Annotated in this window: 12 protein-coding genes and 1 tRNA gene; 5 read left to right on the forward strand and 8 right to left on the reverse strand. The window is 54.2% G+C overall.

Going from position 1 to position 15,683, the window contains the following annotated elements; translation table 11 throughout:
• The first annotated feature begins 1,014 nt into the window (after positions 1 to 1,014).
• The 3 genes from JXO50_02210 (at position 1,015) to JXO50_02220 (ending at position 4,244) form a co-directional block, all read left to right on the forward strand.
• Positions 1,015 to 1,551, forward strand: a complete 537-nt coding sequence (locus JXO50_02210) for a PEP-CTERM sorting domain-containing protein (GenBank protein ID MBN2331897.1) — start codon at positions 1,015 to 1,017, stop codon at positions 1,549 to 1,551.
• A 97-nt stretch (positions 1,552 to 1,648) separates the two neighbouring features.
• Positions 1,649 to 3,379 carry a tetratricopeptide repeat protein gene (locus JXO50_02215; GenBank protein MBN2331898.1) on the forward strand — a complete coding sequence of 577 codons (1,731 nt, stop codon included), beginning with the start codon at positions 1,649 to 1,651 and terminating at the stop codon, positions 3,377 to 3,379.
• 202 nt (positions 3,380 to 3,581) lie between these two features.
• Positions 3,582 to 4,244, forward strand: a complete 663-nt coding sequence (locus JXO50_02220) for a hypothetical protein (GenBank protein ID MBN2331899.1) — start codon at positions 3,582 to 3,584, stop codon at positions 4,242 to 4,244.
• 9 nt (positions 4,245 to 4,253) lie between these two features.
• On the opposite strand, the gene JXO50_02225 is transcribed toward JXO50_02220, so the two are convergent.
• The 4 genes from JXO50_02225 to lptG form a co-directional block, all read right to left on the reverse strand.
• Positions 4,254 to 6,491: a DNA translocase FtsK 4TM domain-containing protein gene (locus JXO50_02225; GenBank protein ID MBN2331900.1), complete on the reverse strand. Its 2,238-nt coding sequence runs from the start codon at positions 6,489 to 6,491 to the stop codon at positions 4,254 to 4,256.
• A gap of 91 nt (positions 6,492 to 6,582) precedes the next feature.
• A complete protein-coding gene (locus JXO50_02230; GenBank protein MBN2331901.1) occupies positions 6,583 to 8,250 on the reverse strand; it encodes a ribonuclease J in 1,668 nt (555 codons plus the stop codon).
• Entirely contained in the window at positions 8,250 to 9,323 is a 1,074-nt protein-coding gene (gene prfB / locus JXO50_02235) for a peptide chain release factor 2 (protein MBN2331902.1), read from the reverse strand. The genes JXO50_02230 and prfB overlap by 1 nt, the downstream gene beginning before the upstream one ends.
• 99 nt (positions 9,324 to 9,422) lie before the next feature.
• Positions 9,423 to 10,511 carry an LPS export ABC transporter permease LptG gene (lptG, locus tag JXO50_02240; GenBank protein MBN2331903.1) on the reverse strand — a complete coding sequence of 363 codons (1,089 nt, stop codon included), beginning with the start codon at positions 10,509 to 10,511 and terminating at the stop codon, positions 9,423 to 9,425.
• A gap of 212 nt (positions 10,512 to 10,723) precedes the next feature.
• Here lptG and JXO50_02245 point away from each other — a divergent pair.
• A tRNA-Met gene (locus JXO50_02245) sits at positions 10,724 to 10,800 on the forward strand.
• 183 nt (positions 10,801 to 10,983) lie between these two features.
• Here JXO50_02245 and JXO50_02250 read toward each other — a convergent pair.
• From JXO50_02250 to JXO50_02265, 4 genes are all read right to left on the reverse strand, one after another.
• Entirely contained in the window at positions 10,984 to 11,622 is a 639-nt protein-coding gene (locus JXO50_02250; protein ID MBN2331904.1) for a DUF3047 domain-containing protein, read from the reverse strand.
• Positions 11,623 to 11,683: 61 nt separating this feature from the next.
• Positions 11,684 to 12,571: an ArsA family ATPase gene (locus JXO50_02255; GenBank protein ID MBN2331905.1), complete on the reverse strand. Its 888-nt coding sequence runs from the start codon at positions 12,569 to 12,571 to the stop codon at positions 11,684 to 11,686.
• A 78-nt stretch (positions 12,572 to 12,649) separates the two neighbouring features.
• A complete protein-coding gene (locus tag JXO50_02260) occupies positions 12,650 to 13,225 on the reverse strand; it encodes a rubrerythrin family protein (GenBank protein MBN2331906.1) in 576 nt (191 codons plus the stop codon).
• Positions 13,226 to 13,558: 333 nt separating this feature from the next.
• Positions 13,559 to 13,951 (reverse strand): RidA family protein, encoded by a 393-nt coding sequence (locus tag JXO50_02265; GenBank protein ID MBN2331907.1) that lies wholly within the window; start codon positions 13,949 to 13,951, stop codon positions 13,559 to 13,561.
• A gap of 127 nt (positions 13,952 to 14,078) precedes the next feature.
• Here JXO50_02265 and JXO50_02270 point away from each other — a divergent pair, with 127 nt between their 5' ends.
• Positions 14,079 to 15,677 (forward strand): DUF445 family protein, encoded by a 1,599-nt coding sequence (locus tag JXO50_02270; protein MBN2331908.1) that lies wholly within the window; start codon positions 14,079 to 14,081, stop codon positions 15,675 to 15,677.
• Positions 15,678 to 15,683: the final 6 nt, after the last annotated feature.

A 15,683-nucleotide genomic window follows, 5' to 3' on the forward strand; every position in this document is an offset into this window, starting at 1 on the left:
ATCTCTATCATGAATGTATGAAACATGCAATTGTTTTTATTTTTCCGTAATGTCCAATGGTTAGGAAAACGGCTTACGTTATGGCATGTGATATGCATTATTATAAAAAGTTAATGTGGCGAGGGAAAACTATTACATAACGGTTGTTCAGCGCGGTATGTCCGGGAAGGGGGGTGATGCCAGTTGCATTGTTCAGGTGGGTTTTTCGTAATCCAACATGAGTAGGAAAGGGAGGGGAGGGGTATGAAAAAAGTTTTATTAGTTTTAAGTTGCCTGTTGGGGTTGTTGCTGGTTGTTGCCAGTAGTGCCACCGCGGCGACCGAGGCGGAGAAACAGGCGGCCATCGATGCTGGACTTGAGTGGTTGGCTTCAAATCAGGAAGCTGCTGGATCTTGGTATGATGCTGACAGTCGTACGGCTGCGACCGGTGCTGCACTGCTTTCTTTTCTGGAAGAGGGCTATAGCGCTGGTACCGATGTCATTATCAATGGGAACAATTATGGTGATGTGGTTGGGGAGGGGCTGAACTATGTTTTCAGCCAGGCGACAACCTATGCAATTGGTGTAGAGCCAACCGGTAATCCCGATGGTGATGGCGATGGTTTGGGGGTTAAATTTGTTCTCGGGGGCAATAACTCTAGAGATACCTATGTGACCGGATTGGTGCTGCCGGCAATTGCTGCCACGGGGACTCCCGGTGCCGTGGTCACCACCGGGGCGCTTTCCGGGATGACGTATGCGGAAGTTGTTCAGGATACGGTGGATTATTTTGCCTATGGCCAAGCAGATCCCGGAAATGTTTACCGGGGTGGTTGGCGCTACTATGCTGACTATGGTCAAGCTGATAATTCCACTGCCCAATGGCCGGTGATTGCCAGCCTGTTTGCCGGCGACATGGGCGTCAGCGCACCTCAGTTTGTCCGTGATGAGCTGCAATATTGGATTGACTATGTCCAGTATAGAGATGGAAGTGGGACTGGTCTTGATGGTTCATCTGGGTATGATAGACCTTTAATGTATAATAATGCAGCGAAAACTGGCGGCCTGCTGGTTGAGATGGCCTTTGCCGGCGAGGATCTTGGGGGGACGGCGTATGACCTGTTACATCCGGATCTCTTGGCAGCTTTAGCGTATCTTGATCGTGAGTGGCAGGGTACCCCATCTGGCACCTGGTATGGAAATTTTGGCCATCCCTATGCCATGTGGAGTGTCTACAAGGGTCTGGAAACGACTATTGGTCTTGATGATACCACCTATATCACCAACTATTTCTATGACCCGACTACTGTGACCCTTGATGTAGGGGATACCTACACTTGGTGGGAGGATTACTGTGAGTGGTTGGTTTTAAATCAAGGTGCTAGTGGTGCATGGACGGGCTACAGCTACTGGGATGGAGCGTTGTCCACCGCCTGGAACATCAATATCCTGGCGGCTACCGAGATCCCCAATGGTAATGAACCGGTTCCTGAGCCGGCAACCATGGTCCTGTTCGGTGTCGGGCTTCTGGGGCTGGGTATGATCAATCGGCGGCGGAAAAAAGATCAGTAACCTCGCTGGCTGATAGAAAAGAGCAGGTGCAGGCCTGCTCTTTTCTTGTTGGCTGCAGGATAAAATAGGTATGTGTTCTGTGTGCGTGGGAGGGAATATGAACGGTTTTTTATCTGCCAGCCCCGGCCGGTTGATGGTCCGCTTGCCACTGGTTGCGGTGTGTGCTGTTGCTCTGGTCTTTTTCTTTGCCACTCCGGCCAGTACCGTTGTCATTGATAGCAGCTCTGAGGTGCTGCCCGAGAATGACTTTTCCGTCCATCAGGACCTGCTTTCCCTGCTCCAGACCGATCCCACAGAGGAACTGCTGACCCTGGCCGAGATCCAGCTAGCTAGGGGTGCCTGGCAGGAAGCCAAAGAGTATCTCAACGCCGTGCTGGTACGCAAAGAGGGACATCAGCAGGCCCGGGGGTTATTGGGGGTGCTGGCGGCTCTCGGCGGCTCCAGTGATGAGGCGGCAAAGCAGCTTGAAATGCTGGGCGACCATCAAGCGCAGGAGGTCAACCGGCAGCTGATCAGGGCGATTCTGGCCGCCCAGCGGCAGGATTTTAGCCGGGCGCAAACATCTCTTGATGCGGTGCTGCAACAGCAGCCGGAAAACCTTATCGGTCTTTATTACCAGGGCAGTCTGCTGCTGGCCCAGGAAAAATTGCCCCAAGCCGAAGTGTTTTTAGGCCGGGTCCGGGACGCGTATCCCAACTTTCCGCCGGCTGCCGCCGGCCTGGCCCAGGTGTACCGGGGCCAGTGTAATGCTGCCAAAGCGATTGATTTACTCCGGCAGGCCGTTACGCTGGATCCGGATAATATTCTCTACCGCCGCCAGCTGGTGGAACTGTACCGTCAGGCCGGCAACCAGGAAGCGGCCAATCAGGAGACCATCACGATGGTCTATTACGCCCCCGGGGTGAAACAGGCAACCATCGAACAGGGGATGAAACTGCTGGCGGTGGGTGCCTATGACGCGGCCATCGAGCGGATGGCAAAAGCACTCCAGGTGTATGGCCATATTCCCGAGGCCCATTATATCACGGCGGCGGCCTTGATCAATCAGGGTGGCAGTGAGAAGCGGGCCCTCGATCACCTTGATACCTTCCTGGCGGGCCGCAAGGGGCTGCCCCTCAGTCATCACTATGCCGGCATTGCCTATCTGTCCCTGCAGCAATTGGATCAGGCGGAAATCCAGTTTAAGAAGGCTATCAGCCTGAATCCGCGCCTGGGCCGGAGTTTCATCCCGCTGGTGATCATTGAGCAGGTGAAGGGCAACTATGATGTTGCCTTGGGCGGCCTGGCCCTGGCGCGCAGATGGGGTGAACCGGCGCCGCTGGTGGATTATTTGACCGCCCATGTGCTGCTGGCCAGGGGTGATACTGAGGGTTTTCAGGTAGCAATAAAAGGGGCGGCAGCATTGCTGCCAAAGATCCAGGAAACGGCGGCTTTTATCCTGCCTGCCAAAAAGGATCGGGAAGCCTTCTGCCGGGCGCGCAATCTGCTGGCTCTCCTGTTTTACAACGGCTGGTATGGCAGCGCCGGAGAGGTTGCGTCCAGTCTTATACATAAAAATCGTGATGATCGGTTTGCCTGGTACTTCACCCTGCTTGTTTCCGAAACTACCAATCAGCATGCCCGCGGGATGAGCGCGGCGCGGGAACTGGTGCGGATAGATCCGTTGACACCGGCCTGGTGGCAGCAGCTGGGATTGCTTGCCCGGCAGGAGGGTAATCTTCAGGAGGCAGAAAATGCCTATAAAAAAGTGGTGGAACTCGATCCAGCTTCAGAGCCGGCACGGACCGAACTGAGTAAAATCACCCTTGAAAGACAGAGAAAGGAGTAGCGGCGGAGCCTTTCTGCATCCAAAAATGATCATTTCTTTGTTTTTCCAGTGAAGAAGAGCCACAGATTGTGGCTCTTCTTTTGGTGATGGGGATTGTTTTTCATTCCGATAATCTGCTACAATGGAAACAATGTTCCATAACAGCAGCGCCAATAGGTTCTACCCATTGAGTCACTCTCCTCTTGCCAAAGCCACAGTGTGCATGATGACGGCTTTATTGTTGTTTTCCGGTGCCTGTAGCCGTCAGCTGGCGGCAACCAGACAGCGGTTGGGGGAGGCGGTGGTCCCCACCGACGTGAAGATGATCAATCATCACATGGAGCAGCACTACCAGGAATTGGAGGAGTTTACCCGCCGGCTGTATGCGAAGAATCCCAAATATGAACCGGATCTGGTGCTGCGGGAAGAGAAGATCAAGGCGATCTTCCATGGCGGCGAACCGCCGGAGCGTTATTTTTACGGTCAGCCTTCCCATGAAATTCTGCGGGCCGCTTTTGATCCCGTCACTGACTATGGCGATCGGGTTTATCTGCTGAGTCTTGGCCTGGTGAAAAGTGTCAGGGAAGCCTATGGGGTGGAGGATGGACAGTTATTCAGCAGCCTGCAGCTGCCGCTGGAAAAGCTGGAGACGCTTTATCACAATATCAGCCAGGTGAACTGGCGGCTGAAGGTCTATCGCGATGACCTGGGGGAGCTCTTGTTTCTCACCAATGAAGCAGCAGCGGACGGCTACCTGAATATGGGCTATGAGGTGATCATGACCCGGGTGCTCACCAGAATAGCTGACGATATTTTTCTGCGCGGCGGCTCGCCACCGAAGTTTTTCTTCAATATGTCCACCATGTTTCTGGCAATTCTGTTCTGAGTCCTTGACTCAGATGTTGTCGATCAGGACCTTGCGTGGTTTGCTGCCTTCGGCCGGGCCGATGACCCCTTCTGCTTCCATGGTTTCAATGATTCTGGCGGCCCGGTTGTAGCCGATCCTGAATTTCCGCTGGATCAGCGAGGCGGAGGCGGTTTTTACTTCAGCGACGAAGGCCACCGCCTGGTCATACAATTCATCGTAACCCTCCTCGTCACTTTCCCCGCCGTCAACGGCAAGGGCGGCTTTATTGCGTTCTTTGCGCGATTTGGCCAGCTCCTCCTCCTGTTTTTTCAGCATGTCGTCATCATACTGGGGTTTGCCCTGTTTTTTGAGGAAGTCGGTGACCCTCCTGATCTCCCTGTCGTTAAGAAAGGAGCCATGGAGGCGGGTGAAATTAGAGGTTCCCGAGCCGGGCTGGAGAAACAGCATGTCGCCGTTGCCCAGCAGGTGTTCGGCGCCCATGGCGTCAAGGATGGTGCGGGAGTCCACCCGGGATGAAACCCGAAAGGAGATGCGGGCCGGAAAATTGGCCTTGATCAGGCCGGTGATCACATCAACCGACGGCCGCTGGGTCGCCAGCACCAGGTGGATGCCGGCCGCCCTGGCCATCTGGGCCAGGCGAGTGATGGATTCTTCCACATCCTTGGCGGCAACCATCATCAGGTCGGCCAGTTCATCGATGACCACGACAATATAGGGTAGCATTTCGGTATGCTGCTGCTCGTCCTCATTCTGCTGCTGGGCCTGTTTGCGGACCAGTTTGTTGTAGGCCAGGATGTTGCGGGTGCCGCTTTCCGACATCAGGCTGTAGCGACGTTCCATCTCATCAACGGCCCAGCGCAGGGCGGCCGCGGCCCGTTTCGGGTTGGTGACCACCGGCAGCAGCAGGTTGGGAATGTTGTCGTAGATGGACAGCTCCAGCATTTTGGGATCCACCATGATAAAGCGAACCTGTTCGGGGGTCGATTTGAACAGAATACTGCAGATCATCGTATTGATGGCCACGCTTTTGCCGGACCCGGTGGAGCCGGCAATCAGCAGGTGGGGCATTTTGGTCAGATCGCTGACGAACGGGGCGCCGCCGATGTCTTTCCCCAGGGCCAGGGGCAGGAGAGACCTGTTGGTCTGGAAGGCGTCGGAGACGATCAGCTCCTTGAAATAGACATCCTCCCGTTCAAGGTTGGGAATCTCGATGCCGACCACCGATTTGCCCGGGATGGGGGCGACAATCCTCACTGACATGGCACTCAGGGCCAGGGCCAGGTCATCTGCCAGGGAAACAATTTTATTCAGTTTGGTGCCGGCTGCCGGCCTGAATTCAAACATGGTCACCACCGGGCCGGGGTAAACCTCGGTAACCTGGCCTTCAACCCCGTAATCCAGCAGCTTCTTCTCCAGAATCTGGGACTGCATCAGCAGGCTTTTATCATTGTGGGAGACCTTCTTTTTAGGCGGTGGATCATCAAGCATGGAGGTCCGGGGCAGAGTTATCTTGCCTGATTCCTGGAAAAAAGGCAGGATCTCCTGCTGAAGGATCTCCTTTTCCGGGGCGGGGGCTTTGGGTTTTTTTTCAATTTTGATTACCGGTTTGGCTGGCGCTGACCGGTCTTTGGCTTTCTTCTGCTGCCTGGCTGCCATCTGCCGGAGAGAGACCAGCATGGCTAGACAGGCTCTGGAAAGCATCTGGCTGGAGTTCAGAAAGCCCTCGGCGACAATCGCCATCAACTTCAAAGGCGAAATATGAGTGGTGACGATAATGGCCAGGGAGAAAATGACCAGCATCAAAAGGCAGGTTCCCACCTGGTTGAGATAGGAGAGAAAAAGGGCGGCCATCAGGTAGCCGAATACCCCCCCTGATTTGAGCGCCTGCTGATGGTAGGTAAAGGTCGGGCTGATCAGTGATGTCCAGATGGAGGTACTCAGCAGCAGCAGCACGGCTCCCGGATAGCTGCTCCATGGGGGCGGTTTTTTGCTGGCCAAGAGGGTCAGGAATATGCCGAACAGATAGAGAGGGATGACTACTGCCGCCAAGCCGAAAGCCTGCACCAGCAGATCGGCAATGATCGCCCCCAGCCGGCCGCTGAAGTTGTGAATCTCCCGGCCGGGGATGGCGGCGGTGTTCCATGAGGGATCTTGTGGCGAAAAGGACACCAGGCAGATGAGCAGAAAGACGGCAAGGCCGAGCACCAGAATGCCGCTTATCTCATACTTCCATTCCTGACGATCCAGTTGCAGTCGTTTTAACATAGTTGAGGTCTTTTTACGCTGTGCCGATGATGTTGTGGCAGGTTATTACCCTCTATTTGGTTCATTCTCAATTCCTTGTACCCTGCCTTATCTATAGTTCAATGATGACCGGCAGAATAATTGGACTACGCTGTAAATTGCGCTTGAAAAACCTTTTTAGACTGGTGCGGACTGTTGTTTTCAGCTCGATCCAGTCGGTTCGCTCAGCGGCCGGAATGTTTGCCAGCGTTTCGGTGACAACCGCCAGCGCTTGGGCGAGAATCTCTTCCTTCTCATCCTCAAAAATCAGACCTTTAGTAGTGATATCAGGCCCGTAGACCACGTCCCCGGTTGACTCATTAATGGCAATAACCACCAGTGCGACCCCATCTCGGGATAGGTGTTTACGGTCATGGAGGATGACATCCTTTACTTCGCCTACCCCTTTGCCGTCAATGAGGATTTTACCGGTTTCAACAGTGCCGGTGCAACGGATGCCGTCTTGGTCCAGGGAGATAATATCACCGTCGCCGGCAATGACGATGTGGTCGGCAGTAATCCCCTGTTCCTTGGCCAACTGGGCATGCTGAACCAGGTGGCGATATTCACCGTGGATGGGAATGAAATTCTCCGGTTTCACCAGGTTGAGCAGCAGACGCAGCTCATCACGGTGAGCATGGCCGGAGGTATGGGTAAATGCGATCGGTTTGTAGAGTACCCTGGCGCCGCGACGGTAGAGGCGGTTGATCAGGTTGTTGATTGCTTTTTCATTGCCGGGAATGAACCGTGAGGAAAAGATGATCGTATCTCCGGGAATGACCTGCAGCCATTTATTGCCCCCGGCGGCCAGGAGCGAGAGGCCGGAGAACGGTTCCCCCTGGCTGCCGGTGGTGATCAGCAGCAGCTGCTCAGGATTGTAGGCACCGGTTTCCTGGATGTCGATCAGGGTGTTGTCGGGAATGACAAGATATCCCAGTTCCCGGGCCACCATGACGTTGTTCAGCAGGCTGCGGCCGTACAGTGCTACCTTGCGCTGCTGCCGGTGAGCCAGGTTGATAAGTTCATGAATGCGCAGCAGATTGGAAGAGAACAATGAAATGATGATTCTCCCGGGACAGGTGGGGAAAAGTGCTGCCATGGCCTCTTTTACCCGCCGCTCAGGGGCGGAAAAGCCTTCCTGCTCAACGTTGGTGCTGTCCGAGAGCAGCAGCTTGACTCCGTTTTCGCCGCGCCGGGCAAATTCAGCCAGGTCGGTATGATCGCTTCCCAAAGGAGTGGAGTCGATCTTGAAATCCCCGGTATGGATGATGTTGCCGGCTTCGGTGGTGATGTGCAGGGCAACGCCATCGGGAATTGAGTGAATCACCCGGATAAATTCAACAATGAAATGGTTGGTGACCAGGCTTTCCCCCGGTTTGACCGTCACAAACCGGGTGCTTTCATGGAGGGAAAACTCCTTAAGCTTATTTTTGATCAACCCGAGGGTGAACGGGGTACCGTAGACGGGAACCTGCAGGTCAGGCAGTACGAAGGGCAGGGCACCGATGTGGTCTTCGTGCCCATGGGTGATAATGATTCCCTTGATCCGCTGCCGGTTTTCCTTCAGGTAGGTGGTGTCGGGGATAACCAGATCTACCCCCAGCATGTAGGGTTCAGGGAACATCAGGCCGCAGTCGATGACCAGAATTTCATCATCGCACTCAATGGCCATCATATTCATGCCGATCTCCCCCATCCCGCCAAGGGGAATCAACCGGACTTCAGGTGAGGGTTGTGCCATCATGAGTCTCGGTTTTCAGGCTGCAGGTTCATCTGGTTCAGCAGATAGGCTTCGACAAATGAATCGAGATTGCCGTCGAGAACCTGGGTGACATTGCCGGTTTCATGGTCGGTGCGGTGATCTTTGACCATTTGGTAGGGGTGGAGAATGTAGGAACGGATCTGGCTTCCCCAGGCAATCTCCTTTTTGGTGCCTTCCACTTTGTCAATCTCTTCCTGGCGCTGGGCCATTTCCGCTTCATAGAGCCTGGCCTTGAGGATTTTCATGGCCATGGCCTTGTTTTTGTGCTGCGACCGTTCATTCTGGCACTGGACAACAATGCCGGAAGGCAGATGGGTGATGCGGACAGCAGAATCGGTCTTGTTGACATGCTGACCGCCGGCGCCGCTGGCCCGGTAGGTGTCGATGCGCAGATCCTTGTCGTTGATTTCAATCTGCACATCGTCATCAATCTCGGGAAAGACAAAAACCGAAGCAAACGACGTATGGCGGCGGCTGCCGGCATCAAAGGGGGATATCCTCACCAGACGGTGGATGCCGATTTCGGAACGGAAATTGCCGTAGACATAATCGCCGCTGACCGTAAAGGTGGCACTCTTGATGCCCCCTTCGTCCATTGCCAGAATATCAACGATCTCGGTTTTCCAGCTTCTTTTCTCGGCCCAGCGCAGATACATGCGCAAAAGCATCTCGGCCCAATCCTGAGCCTCGGTTCCGCCGGCGCCGGCGTTGATGCTGACGATGGCGTTTCGCCGGTCATGTTCGGCGGCCATCATCTTTTCCAGTTCAATAAGGGAAAAGCTTTTTTCCAGAGAGCTGAGACGCTGCTTCAGCTCGGCAGCACCTTCCGCATCCTCCTCTTCTTTGAGCAATTCGGCCAACAGGGTTATCTCTTCCAGTTCATGCTCCACCTGTTGCCAACGTTCTTTTTCCTGGGTCAGGGCGGTGCGCTCCTTGAGGATTTCAGTCGCCTGCTGCTGATCCTGCCAGAAATCTTCCCTGGCACTGATCCGCTCAATCTCTCCCAGTCGTTTTTCCAGGCTGGCTACATCAAAGATACCCCCGGTATTTATCTATTTTTGCGGCTAGTTGTTTTATGGTGTCAAGTGTTTCGGGTGTCAAAATCATCAGTGAAGCCTCCGTCACAGTATCTGCAATGGATTAATTGTTTTTTATTTTTTTCTCTGGATCAGTCCCAACCCGGCAACCCCGTAGAGCAGGTGGGGCAGCAAGGCGGCCGGTGCCGGCGACATAACGCCGCCTTTGCCCAATGCCAGTGAAAAGGAGAGAATAAACCAGAAAGAAAAGCCAATCACCAGGCTTAAGCCGATCCCTCTGGCTGTGCCGCCGCTGCGCCGGCCGCCAAGGGAAAAAGGGATGCCGAGCAGCACCATAATCGGGCAGGCAAGGGGAAAAAAGAGCTTGTGGTACCGTTGAACCTCATATTCTGTTACATCAATGCCAATGTTTTTTACTTTGTCAATATAATGCTGTAGTTCCCGGAAATTCATCTCCTCAACCGCTTTCTGGGGAATGAGAAAATCTTTCGGCTGTTCACTGATTGCCAGAGAAACCTGTTGCTGTCGGTTAAATTCCTGCAGATCTGAACGTCCTTCATGGTAGGAAAAGGTGCGGCTGTTTACCGCAAAACCGGTCCATATGCCATGCTGATAGACGATTTTTTCCGCATCAACCCGACGTATAAGGCAGGACTGCTCATCCAGCTGATAGATGGTTGCCCCGCGAATGGTGTCTTCTTCCGGGATCAACTCTTTGAAATGATAGATATAATCCTGCCCCGTATACCATACGTTCTGCAGATTGAAAAGTTTCTTTTCCTTTTTCTGCTTGATGATCACGGTCTTGATATGCTTGGCCCGGGCGAAGGTTGCGGGTACCAGGTATTCGGTCATGGCAAAGGTGAGCAGGGCTGCGCAGATGCCGACGATAATCAGCGGCAGGCTCAGCTGGCGCAGGGTGAAGCCGCAGGCCCGGAAAGCGACCAGTTCGTTGTTTTGTCCCATGCTGCCTAAAGTGAGCATGGTAGCCAGCAGAAGCGACAGGGGAATAAACTGTGAGGCATAGAATGGCAGCTGGTTGAACAGGTAGACGATGATAATAAATGGTCCCACATGATTTTCAATGAAATCATCAAGGCTGCCGAAAAACTCGAGCAGGAGATAGATCGAAAGGAGGGCCAACAGACTCAGGGTGAAAATCTGCAGGAATTCTTTGGTGAGATAACGTTGATAAAGCCGCATACTGTCCCGTGGGAAGACAAGCGTAACAGAAGATAAACAGTGCCGGATCATAGCAAAAAAAACCATCCGGGGCAATCTATCAATGCAAAGCGAAAAGACTCCGGAGCTTTTCCCCTGTTTGCAGGAAAGGATGGCATTGCAACAGGCTGGTTTGTAATAGCTGTTGACAACTGAAGCTATTTGTATTATAAGTCCAGGCATATGTACCGTGTTGCGGGGTGGAGCAGTCCGGTAGCTCGTCGGGCTCATAACCCGAAGGTCGTAGGTTCAAATCCTGCCCCCGCTACCAAACATTACCGAGGGGTTGCGTTGGAAAAGCGCAACCCCTCTTTCTATCTGCCCCAAGGTGTAATCCCTGCCTGAATAAGGAGCTTCACGCACTCATACACTGCTGTGTTCACATCGCCGCTCATTCTAGCCGGCAAATCTGGTCGCTTACAAGGCGTTCAACGTCTTATCTTATTCATGCTCATCAGTGATCCGAAAAATAGATGTTCCCGTAGTAGGAAGTTGCCTTTCCCTTGCTGTTGTCGGTGTCGGTCATCAAAGCAATGGCGTCGATGTAGCGAATATCCTTGGCGAACAACTTTTTGAAATCATCCTTCAGGTTGCGTTTTTCACCATACCAGGTTGCAGCTTTGTCTTCTGTCGACCGCAGGGCCAGCATCATGGCATTTGGGCCAGCAAAAGCGTTGGGCCAGAAATGATCTTTGGGGGAGCTGGCGGCCCAGACATAGTTGATTGCCAGAGTTTTCCAGAAGAGCAGGCCGCCGTCGACAACCACATAGACCCTGGCGGCATAATCGTTGCCGGCCTTGCTTTGTTCATTGAGCGGCGGGAGGCGGTTTTCGATGCGCCACTGCCAGCTGAGGTAGGGGGTTTGCTCCAGATCAATCCTGACCTTTTTAAACAGTCCCGAAGCACTGGCCAGGCTCTCGGCTTTGAGGGCGGTGACTTCGTCAATGGGGCACAGCCGGTAGCTGGTGGTGCCGGAAAATACCTTGGTCTGCCAGCCGTCCAGCTGGCTGGCGGAAAAATGGCCGACGGTGACTTTTTCCGCATGGGCCAGGCTGGCGGCGCAGAGGCATAAGAGCAGTGTCAGGGTAAGGATCGGCCGGGCAGCCGATTGAACTGGCTTTGAAAAGAGGATGGTTGTTGTCTGAAACACCGGGTCAGTAGCCCAGCATGCCGGCGATCTGCAGCAGCTTTTCCTGGTCGGAGACGTCGCCAACCAGTTCCGGAATGACCTTGATCGTTTCAGCTGTCCGGTCGGCCAGGCTTTTCTGCCAGCGCAGCTGGTTGTCCCGCTTGGCTTCGAGAAAAGCATTGTCCTGGCAGACTGCCGCCGGCAGCATTTTGTTCATGATGTAGCCGTTCAGGGAGATGCCGAATTCCTGCAGCGACCTGCCGATGAACAATGACTGCTCAACCGGCAGCCGTTCGGGATTGGTGACTACCCAGGCGGTGGCATCTGTGCGCAGCATGGTCATGACTTCTTCCGTCAACAGCCGCCAGTTTTGAATCAGCTCCAGAGGGTTGACCTGGTTGAGAACCCCTTTGACCTTCAGGTAGAGTTTCTGCGCCTGGGTCAGATGGGTGTAGAAGAGCTGCTGGACAAAGAGGAGATTGAGGGTGGTGGTAGTGGGGGCGGTATCCCAGATGATCATGTCATGGCTTCCCGATTTGCAGAGCGTCAACACATAATCAAGCATAAACTCTTCGTCGATTCCCGGCGCCCCCTCGATATAGTCGATGATATCCCTGCCCACCGGCAGAAAGGAGGAGATGACCGTATAGATCTCATCAGCAAACTTTTCCCGCCAGAGCTTCAGGACAACATCGCGGGTCAGTTCCACCACGTCGAGATTATCGGCAACCGAGGTGATGCCGTGGGCGAAATCCCGGTGAAAAATTTCCTTCAGGGAGCCCGCCGGATCGGTGGAAACGATGACGGTCTTGCAGGTCTGGGCATAATGGAGGGCGGTGGCCACCGACATGGTGGTTTTACCAACGCCGCCCTTGCCGGTAAACATGATAATTTTAGTGTGCTGGCTAGCCATTGCCTTTAATCCGTTTTGCGTTCGAGATGTGGCTACCGGCTTGTTTTCCCGGCCGCCACATCCCGGACAACAGAGATGTTAGTAGTTCTCTCCCAGCAGTTCAAAATGGGCCTGGGGATGGGCACAGGCGGGACATTCTTCCGGAGCGCCACTGCCTTCGTGGAGGTAGCCGCAGTTCCGGCATCGCCAGACAACCGCCTGATCCCGTTTGAAAACCCGGCCGGCGTCGATATTATTCATCAGATCAAGGTAGCGTTTCTCATGCTGTTTTTCGGCCACGGCAATGGCGGTAAAAATATCGGCGATTGCCGGGAACCCCTCTTCCCGGGCGATGACCGCAAACTCAGGATACATCACCAGATGTTCATGGTTTTCACCGGCGGCGGCATCCTTGAGATTGTCGATGGTGGAGCCGACAACGCCGGCGGGAAACGCGGCGGTCACTTCAACGTCGCCGCCTTCAAGGAGCTTGAAGAGCCGTTTGGCGTGCTCTTTCTCCTGGTTGGCGGTTTCCTCAAAAATGGCGGAAATCTGAACATAGCCTTCTTTTTTCGCTTTGCTGGCGTAGTAAGTATAGCGGTTGCGGGCCTGGCTTTCGCCGGCAAAGGCGGTGAGAAGATTTTTTTCGGTTTGGGTTCCTTTCAGACTGCTCATATCAACCTCCTGTGGTCTTTTTATGTAAAGAGTTATGGATGGCGCAAGCCATGGTCATTCAATTAATAGAGAATGCCTTCCTGAGCGTCAAGTGTTATTTTGGCCGGTGGGCACGCTGGTCATCCGGCGGCTGAAATTTCGTCCAACGCATAAAGCCGTCGGGATATGGTTTCCGCTCATTCTCGCCAGCCATCCCTGGCTGGCTCCGAGGTGCCCGCCGCGAATCACCATCCAGGTGATTCGTCCGGCACCCAAAACCGCTCGAAACCATATTCCGACGGCTTCATTCAGTGCAGACAGGAGGTTTCGACCTGCCTGGCAGGCGTTTCGTGCTCAGACGGTGCCAAGATAGGCAATGCAGGAGATCTCCACCAGGGCTCCTTTCGGCAGCCGGGCGGCTTCGATGGCCTGGCGGGCCGGCTGCGGGTCTGTGGTGAAATAGCTGCCATATACCTCGTTCATGGCGGCGAAATCCTCCATGCTTTGGAGAAACACCTCTGTTTTGACCACCTGTGACAGCCCGGCGCCGGCGGCCTTCAGCACTGCCTGCAGGTTTTCCAGCACCTGCCGGGTCTGTTCCTGGATGCCGCCTGCCACCAGCCGGCCGCCGGCTGGATCCATCGGAATCTGGCCGGCCAGAAAGAGAAAATCACCGGCCCGGATGCCCTGGGAATAGGGCCCGATAGCCTGGGGGGCGCTGCTGGTTGCTATCCTGCTGATTGTCATTCTGTCTGCCTCCTCTTTTCATTTTCAATCTCTTTTTCTTCAGCCTTTAACCTTTAACCTCGATCCACATACCATAAATTCCATCCCCCGGCTTGATTATTTATCCGGCATCCATTATACCGTAAGGATGAATTATCAGTCTCTGATTCCTTATTTGGCGCCACCATTGGTGGGGGCGGCTATCGGTTATTTTACCAACTACCTTGCCATCCGTATGCTGTTTCGGCCGCTGGAGCAGAAGAAGTTTTGTGGCATCCCGGTTCCCATGACCCCCGGGATTATCCCCGCCAAGCGGAAAGAACTGGCCACCAATATCGGCCGCATGATCGGTGATCACCTGCTGACCCATGAGGTGATTGTTTCCCGGCTGCAGCGCCGCGATTTTCAGGATGGCATCTATCTGGCCATAGCCCGGCGTTTTCAGGATGTTTTTGAACAGGACTTGGGGACCCTCAGCTCGCTCTTCCCGGCTGATTTTCACGGGGATATGGAGCACCTGGTGGACCGCAGCCGCCATTACCTCTATGGTATGGTCGATCAGCTGGTTGAGCATCCAGCCACTGACCGGCTGGTTGATGATTTCGTCCGGCAGTTAGGCGACCAGCTGCTGGCGGCCAACCTATCGTCGATCATTGATGTAGATGCCTATGCCCGTTTTCGTCTGCGTCTGCGGGATGGGTGTGGCAACTGGCTGCGGTCGGACGCTGTCAAAGGCTGGGTCGCCAAAGAATTCGATCAGGGTTTTTCCCGTCTGCTGGCGACGTCCAAACCCCTGGCCCAGGTTATTCCGAGTGATCTGCGCGAACTGCTGATTGGACAGTTGAAACAGGAACTTCCCGGACTGATGGCCAGCCTGAGCCGGCTGCTCTATGATCCCAATATCCGCCAACGGATTAAAAACCGGATCCACCAGGCCATCGATGCCTATGTGAGCAAAATGGGCTTCTGGAAAAAGTTGCTGGCCAGCTGGGCTTTACAGGAGGACCTACTGGCCAGAAAAATTGATGAGCTGGTAGATGTGGCTGGCGAAGATATTGCCGCGGCCCTCCAGCAGCCGCAGGTGCAGGAAAAGGTGATGCAGCTGATTGCCGATCGTTTTGATGCTTTTCTGCAGATACCGGTCAATGAGTTGGCAAAGAAAGTCTCTTATCAGAAGCTGGCGGGCATACGGGACTATCTCAAGGGGAAGTTTCTTGATCTTCTTGGCCGCCAGGAAACGACTGAGCGCTGCTTCACCCTTTTTGAGCAGCTGCTGATGACTATCCGCGACCGGTCTTTTTCGCAGCTGGCCGAGGCTGTTGGATTTGAAGGGGTTTCGGCGGCGATGGGCTCCCGGATTGGTGCGCGACTGATTGCCGAGCTGCGTTCATCCCAAGTCAAACGCCACCTGACCAACCATTTCCATGAACTGGTGTGTAACTATTTCTACCAGACGCCGATTGGCAAACTTTCACTGAAGATTCCCTATGAGGTGCTGGAGCGGGGAATTGCCTTTACCCACCGGAAAGCCTGCAACCTGATGGAAACGGAGCTGCCCAACCTGACTGACCGGATAGACATTCCGGCCATGGTTGAGGAGCGGATCAACGCCCTGCCGGTTTTACAGGTGGAGGCCCTGCTGATGGATATCATGCGGGAGCACTTCACTTATATAAATATATTTGGTGGTGTCCTGGGGGCCATGATCGGCGGCTTCCAGGTTGTTTTTATGCGTTTTTTCTATTGAGAACGG

The sequence above is a fragment of the Candidatus Anaeroferrophillus wilburensis genome, assembly GCA_016934315.1.
GTDB lineage: Bacteria > Desulfobacterota > Anaeroferrophillalia > Anaeroferrophillales > Anaeroferrophillaceae > Anaeroferrophillus > Anaeroferrophillus wilburensis.

Coding starts and splice junctions, on each gene's coding strand:
- JXO50_02265 (MBN2331907.1), bottom strand. CDS start 13,951: ATGACAATCAGCAGGATAGCAACCAGCAGCGCCCCCCAGGCTATCGGG.
- lptG (MBN2331903.1), bottom strand. CDS start 10,511: ATGCGGCTTTATCAACGTTATCTCACCAAAGAATTCCTGCAGATTTTC.
- JXO50_02260 (MBN2331906.1), bottom strand. CDS start 13,225: ATGAGCAGTCTGAAAGGAACCCAAACCGAAAAAAATCTTCTCACCGCC.
- JXO50_02230 (MBN2331901.1), bottom strand. CDS start 8,250: ATGGCACAACCCTCACCTGAAGTCCGGTTGATTCCCCTTGGCGGGATG.
- JXO50_02225 (MBN2331900.1), bottom strand. CDS start 6,491: ATGTTAAAACGACTGCAACTGGATCGTCAGGAATGGAAGTATGAGATA.
- JXO50_02220 (MBN2331899.1), top strand. CDS start 3,582: ATGATGACGGCTTTATTGTTGTTTTCCGGTGCCTGTAGCCGTCAGCTG.
- JXO50_02215 (MBN2331898.1), top strand. CDS start 1,649: ATGAACGGTTTTTTATCTGCCAGCCCCGGCCGGTTGATGGTCCGCTTG.
- JXO50_02270 (MBN2331908.1), top strand. CDS start 14,079: ATGAATTATCAGTCTCTGATTCCTTATTTGGCGCCACCATTGGTGGGG.
- JXO50_02255 (MBN2331905.1), bottom strand. CDS start 12,571: ATGGCTAGCCAGCACACTAAAATTATCATGTTTACCGGCAAGGGCGGC.
- JXO50_02210 (MBN2331897.1), top strand. CDS start 1,015: ATGTATAATAATGCAGCGAAAACTGGCGGCCTGCTGGTTGAGATGGCC.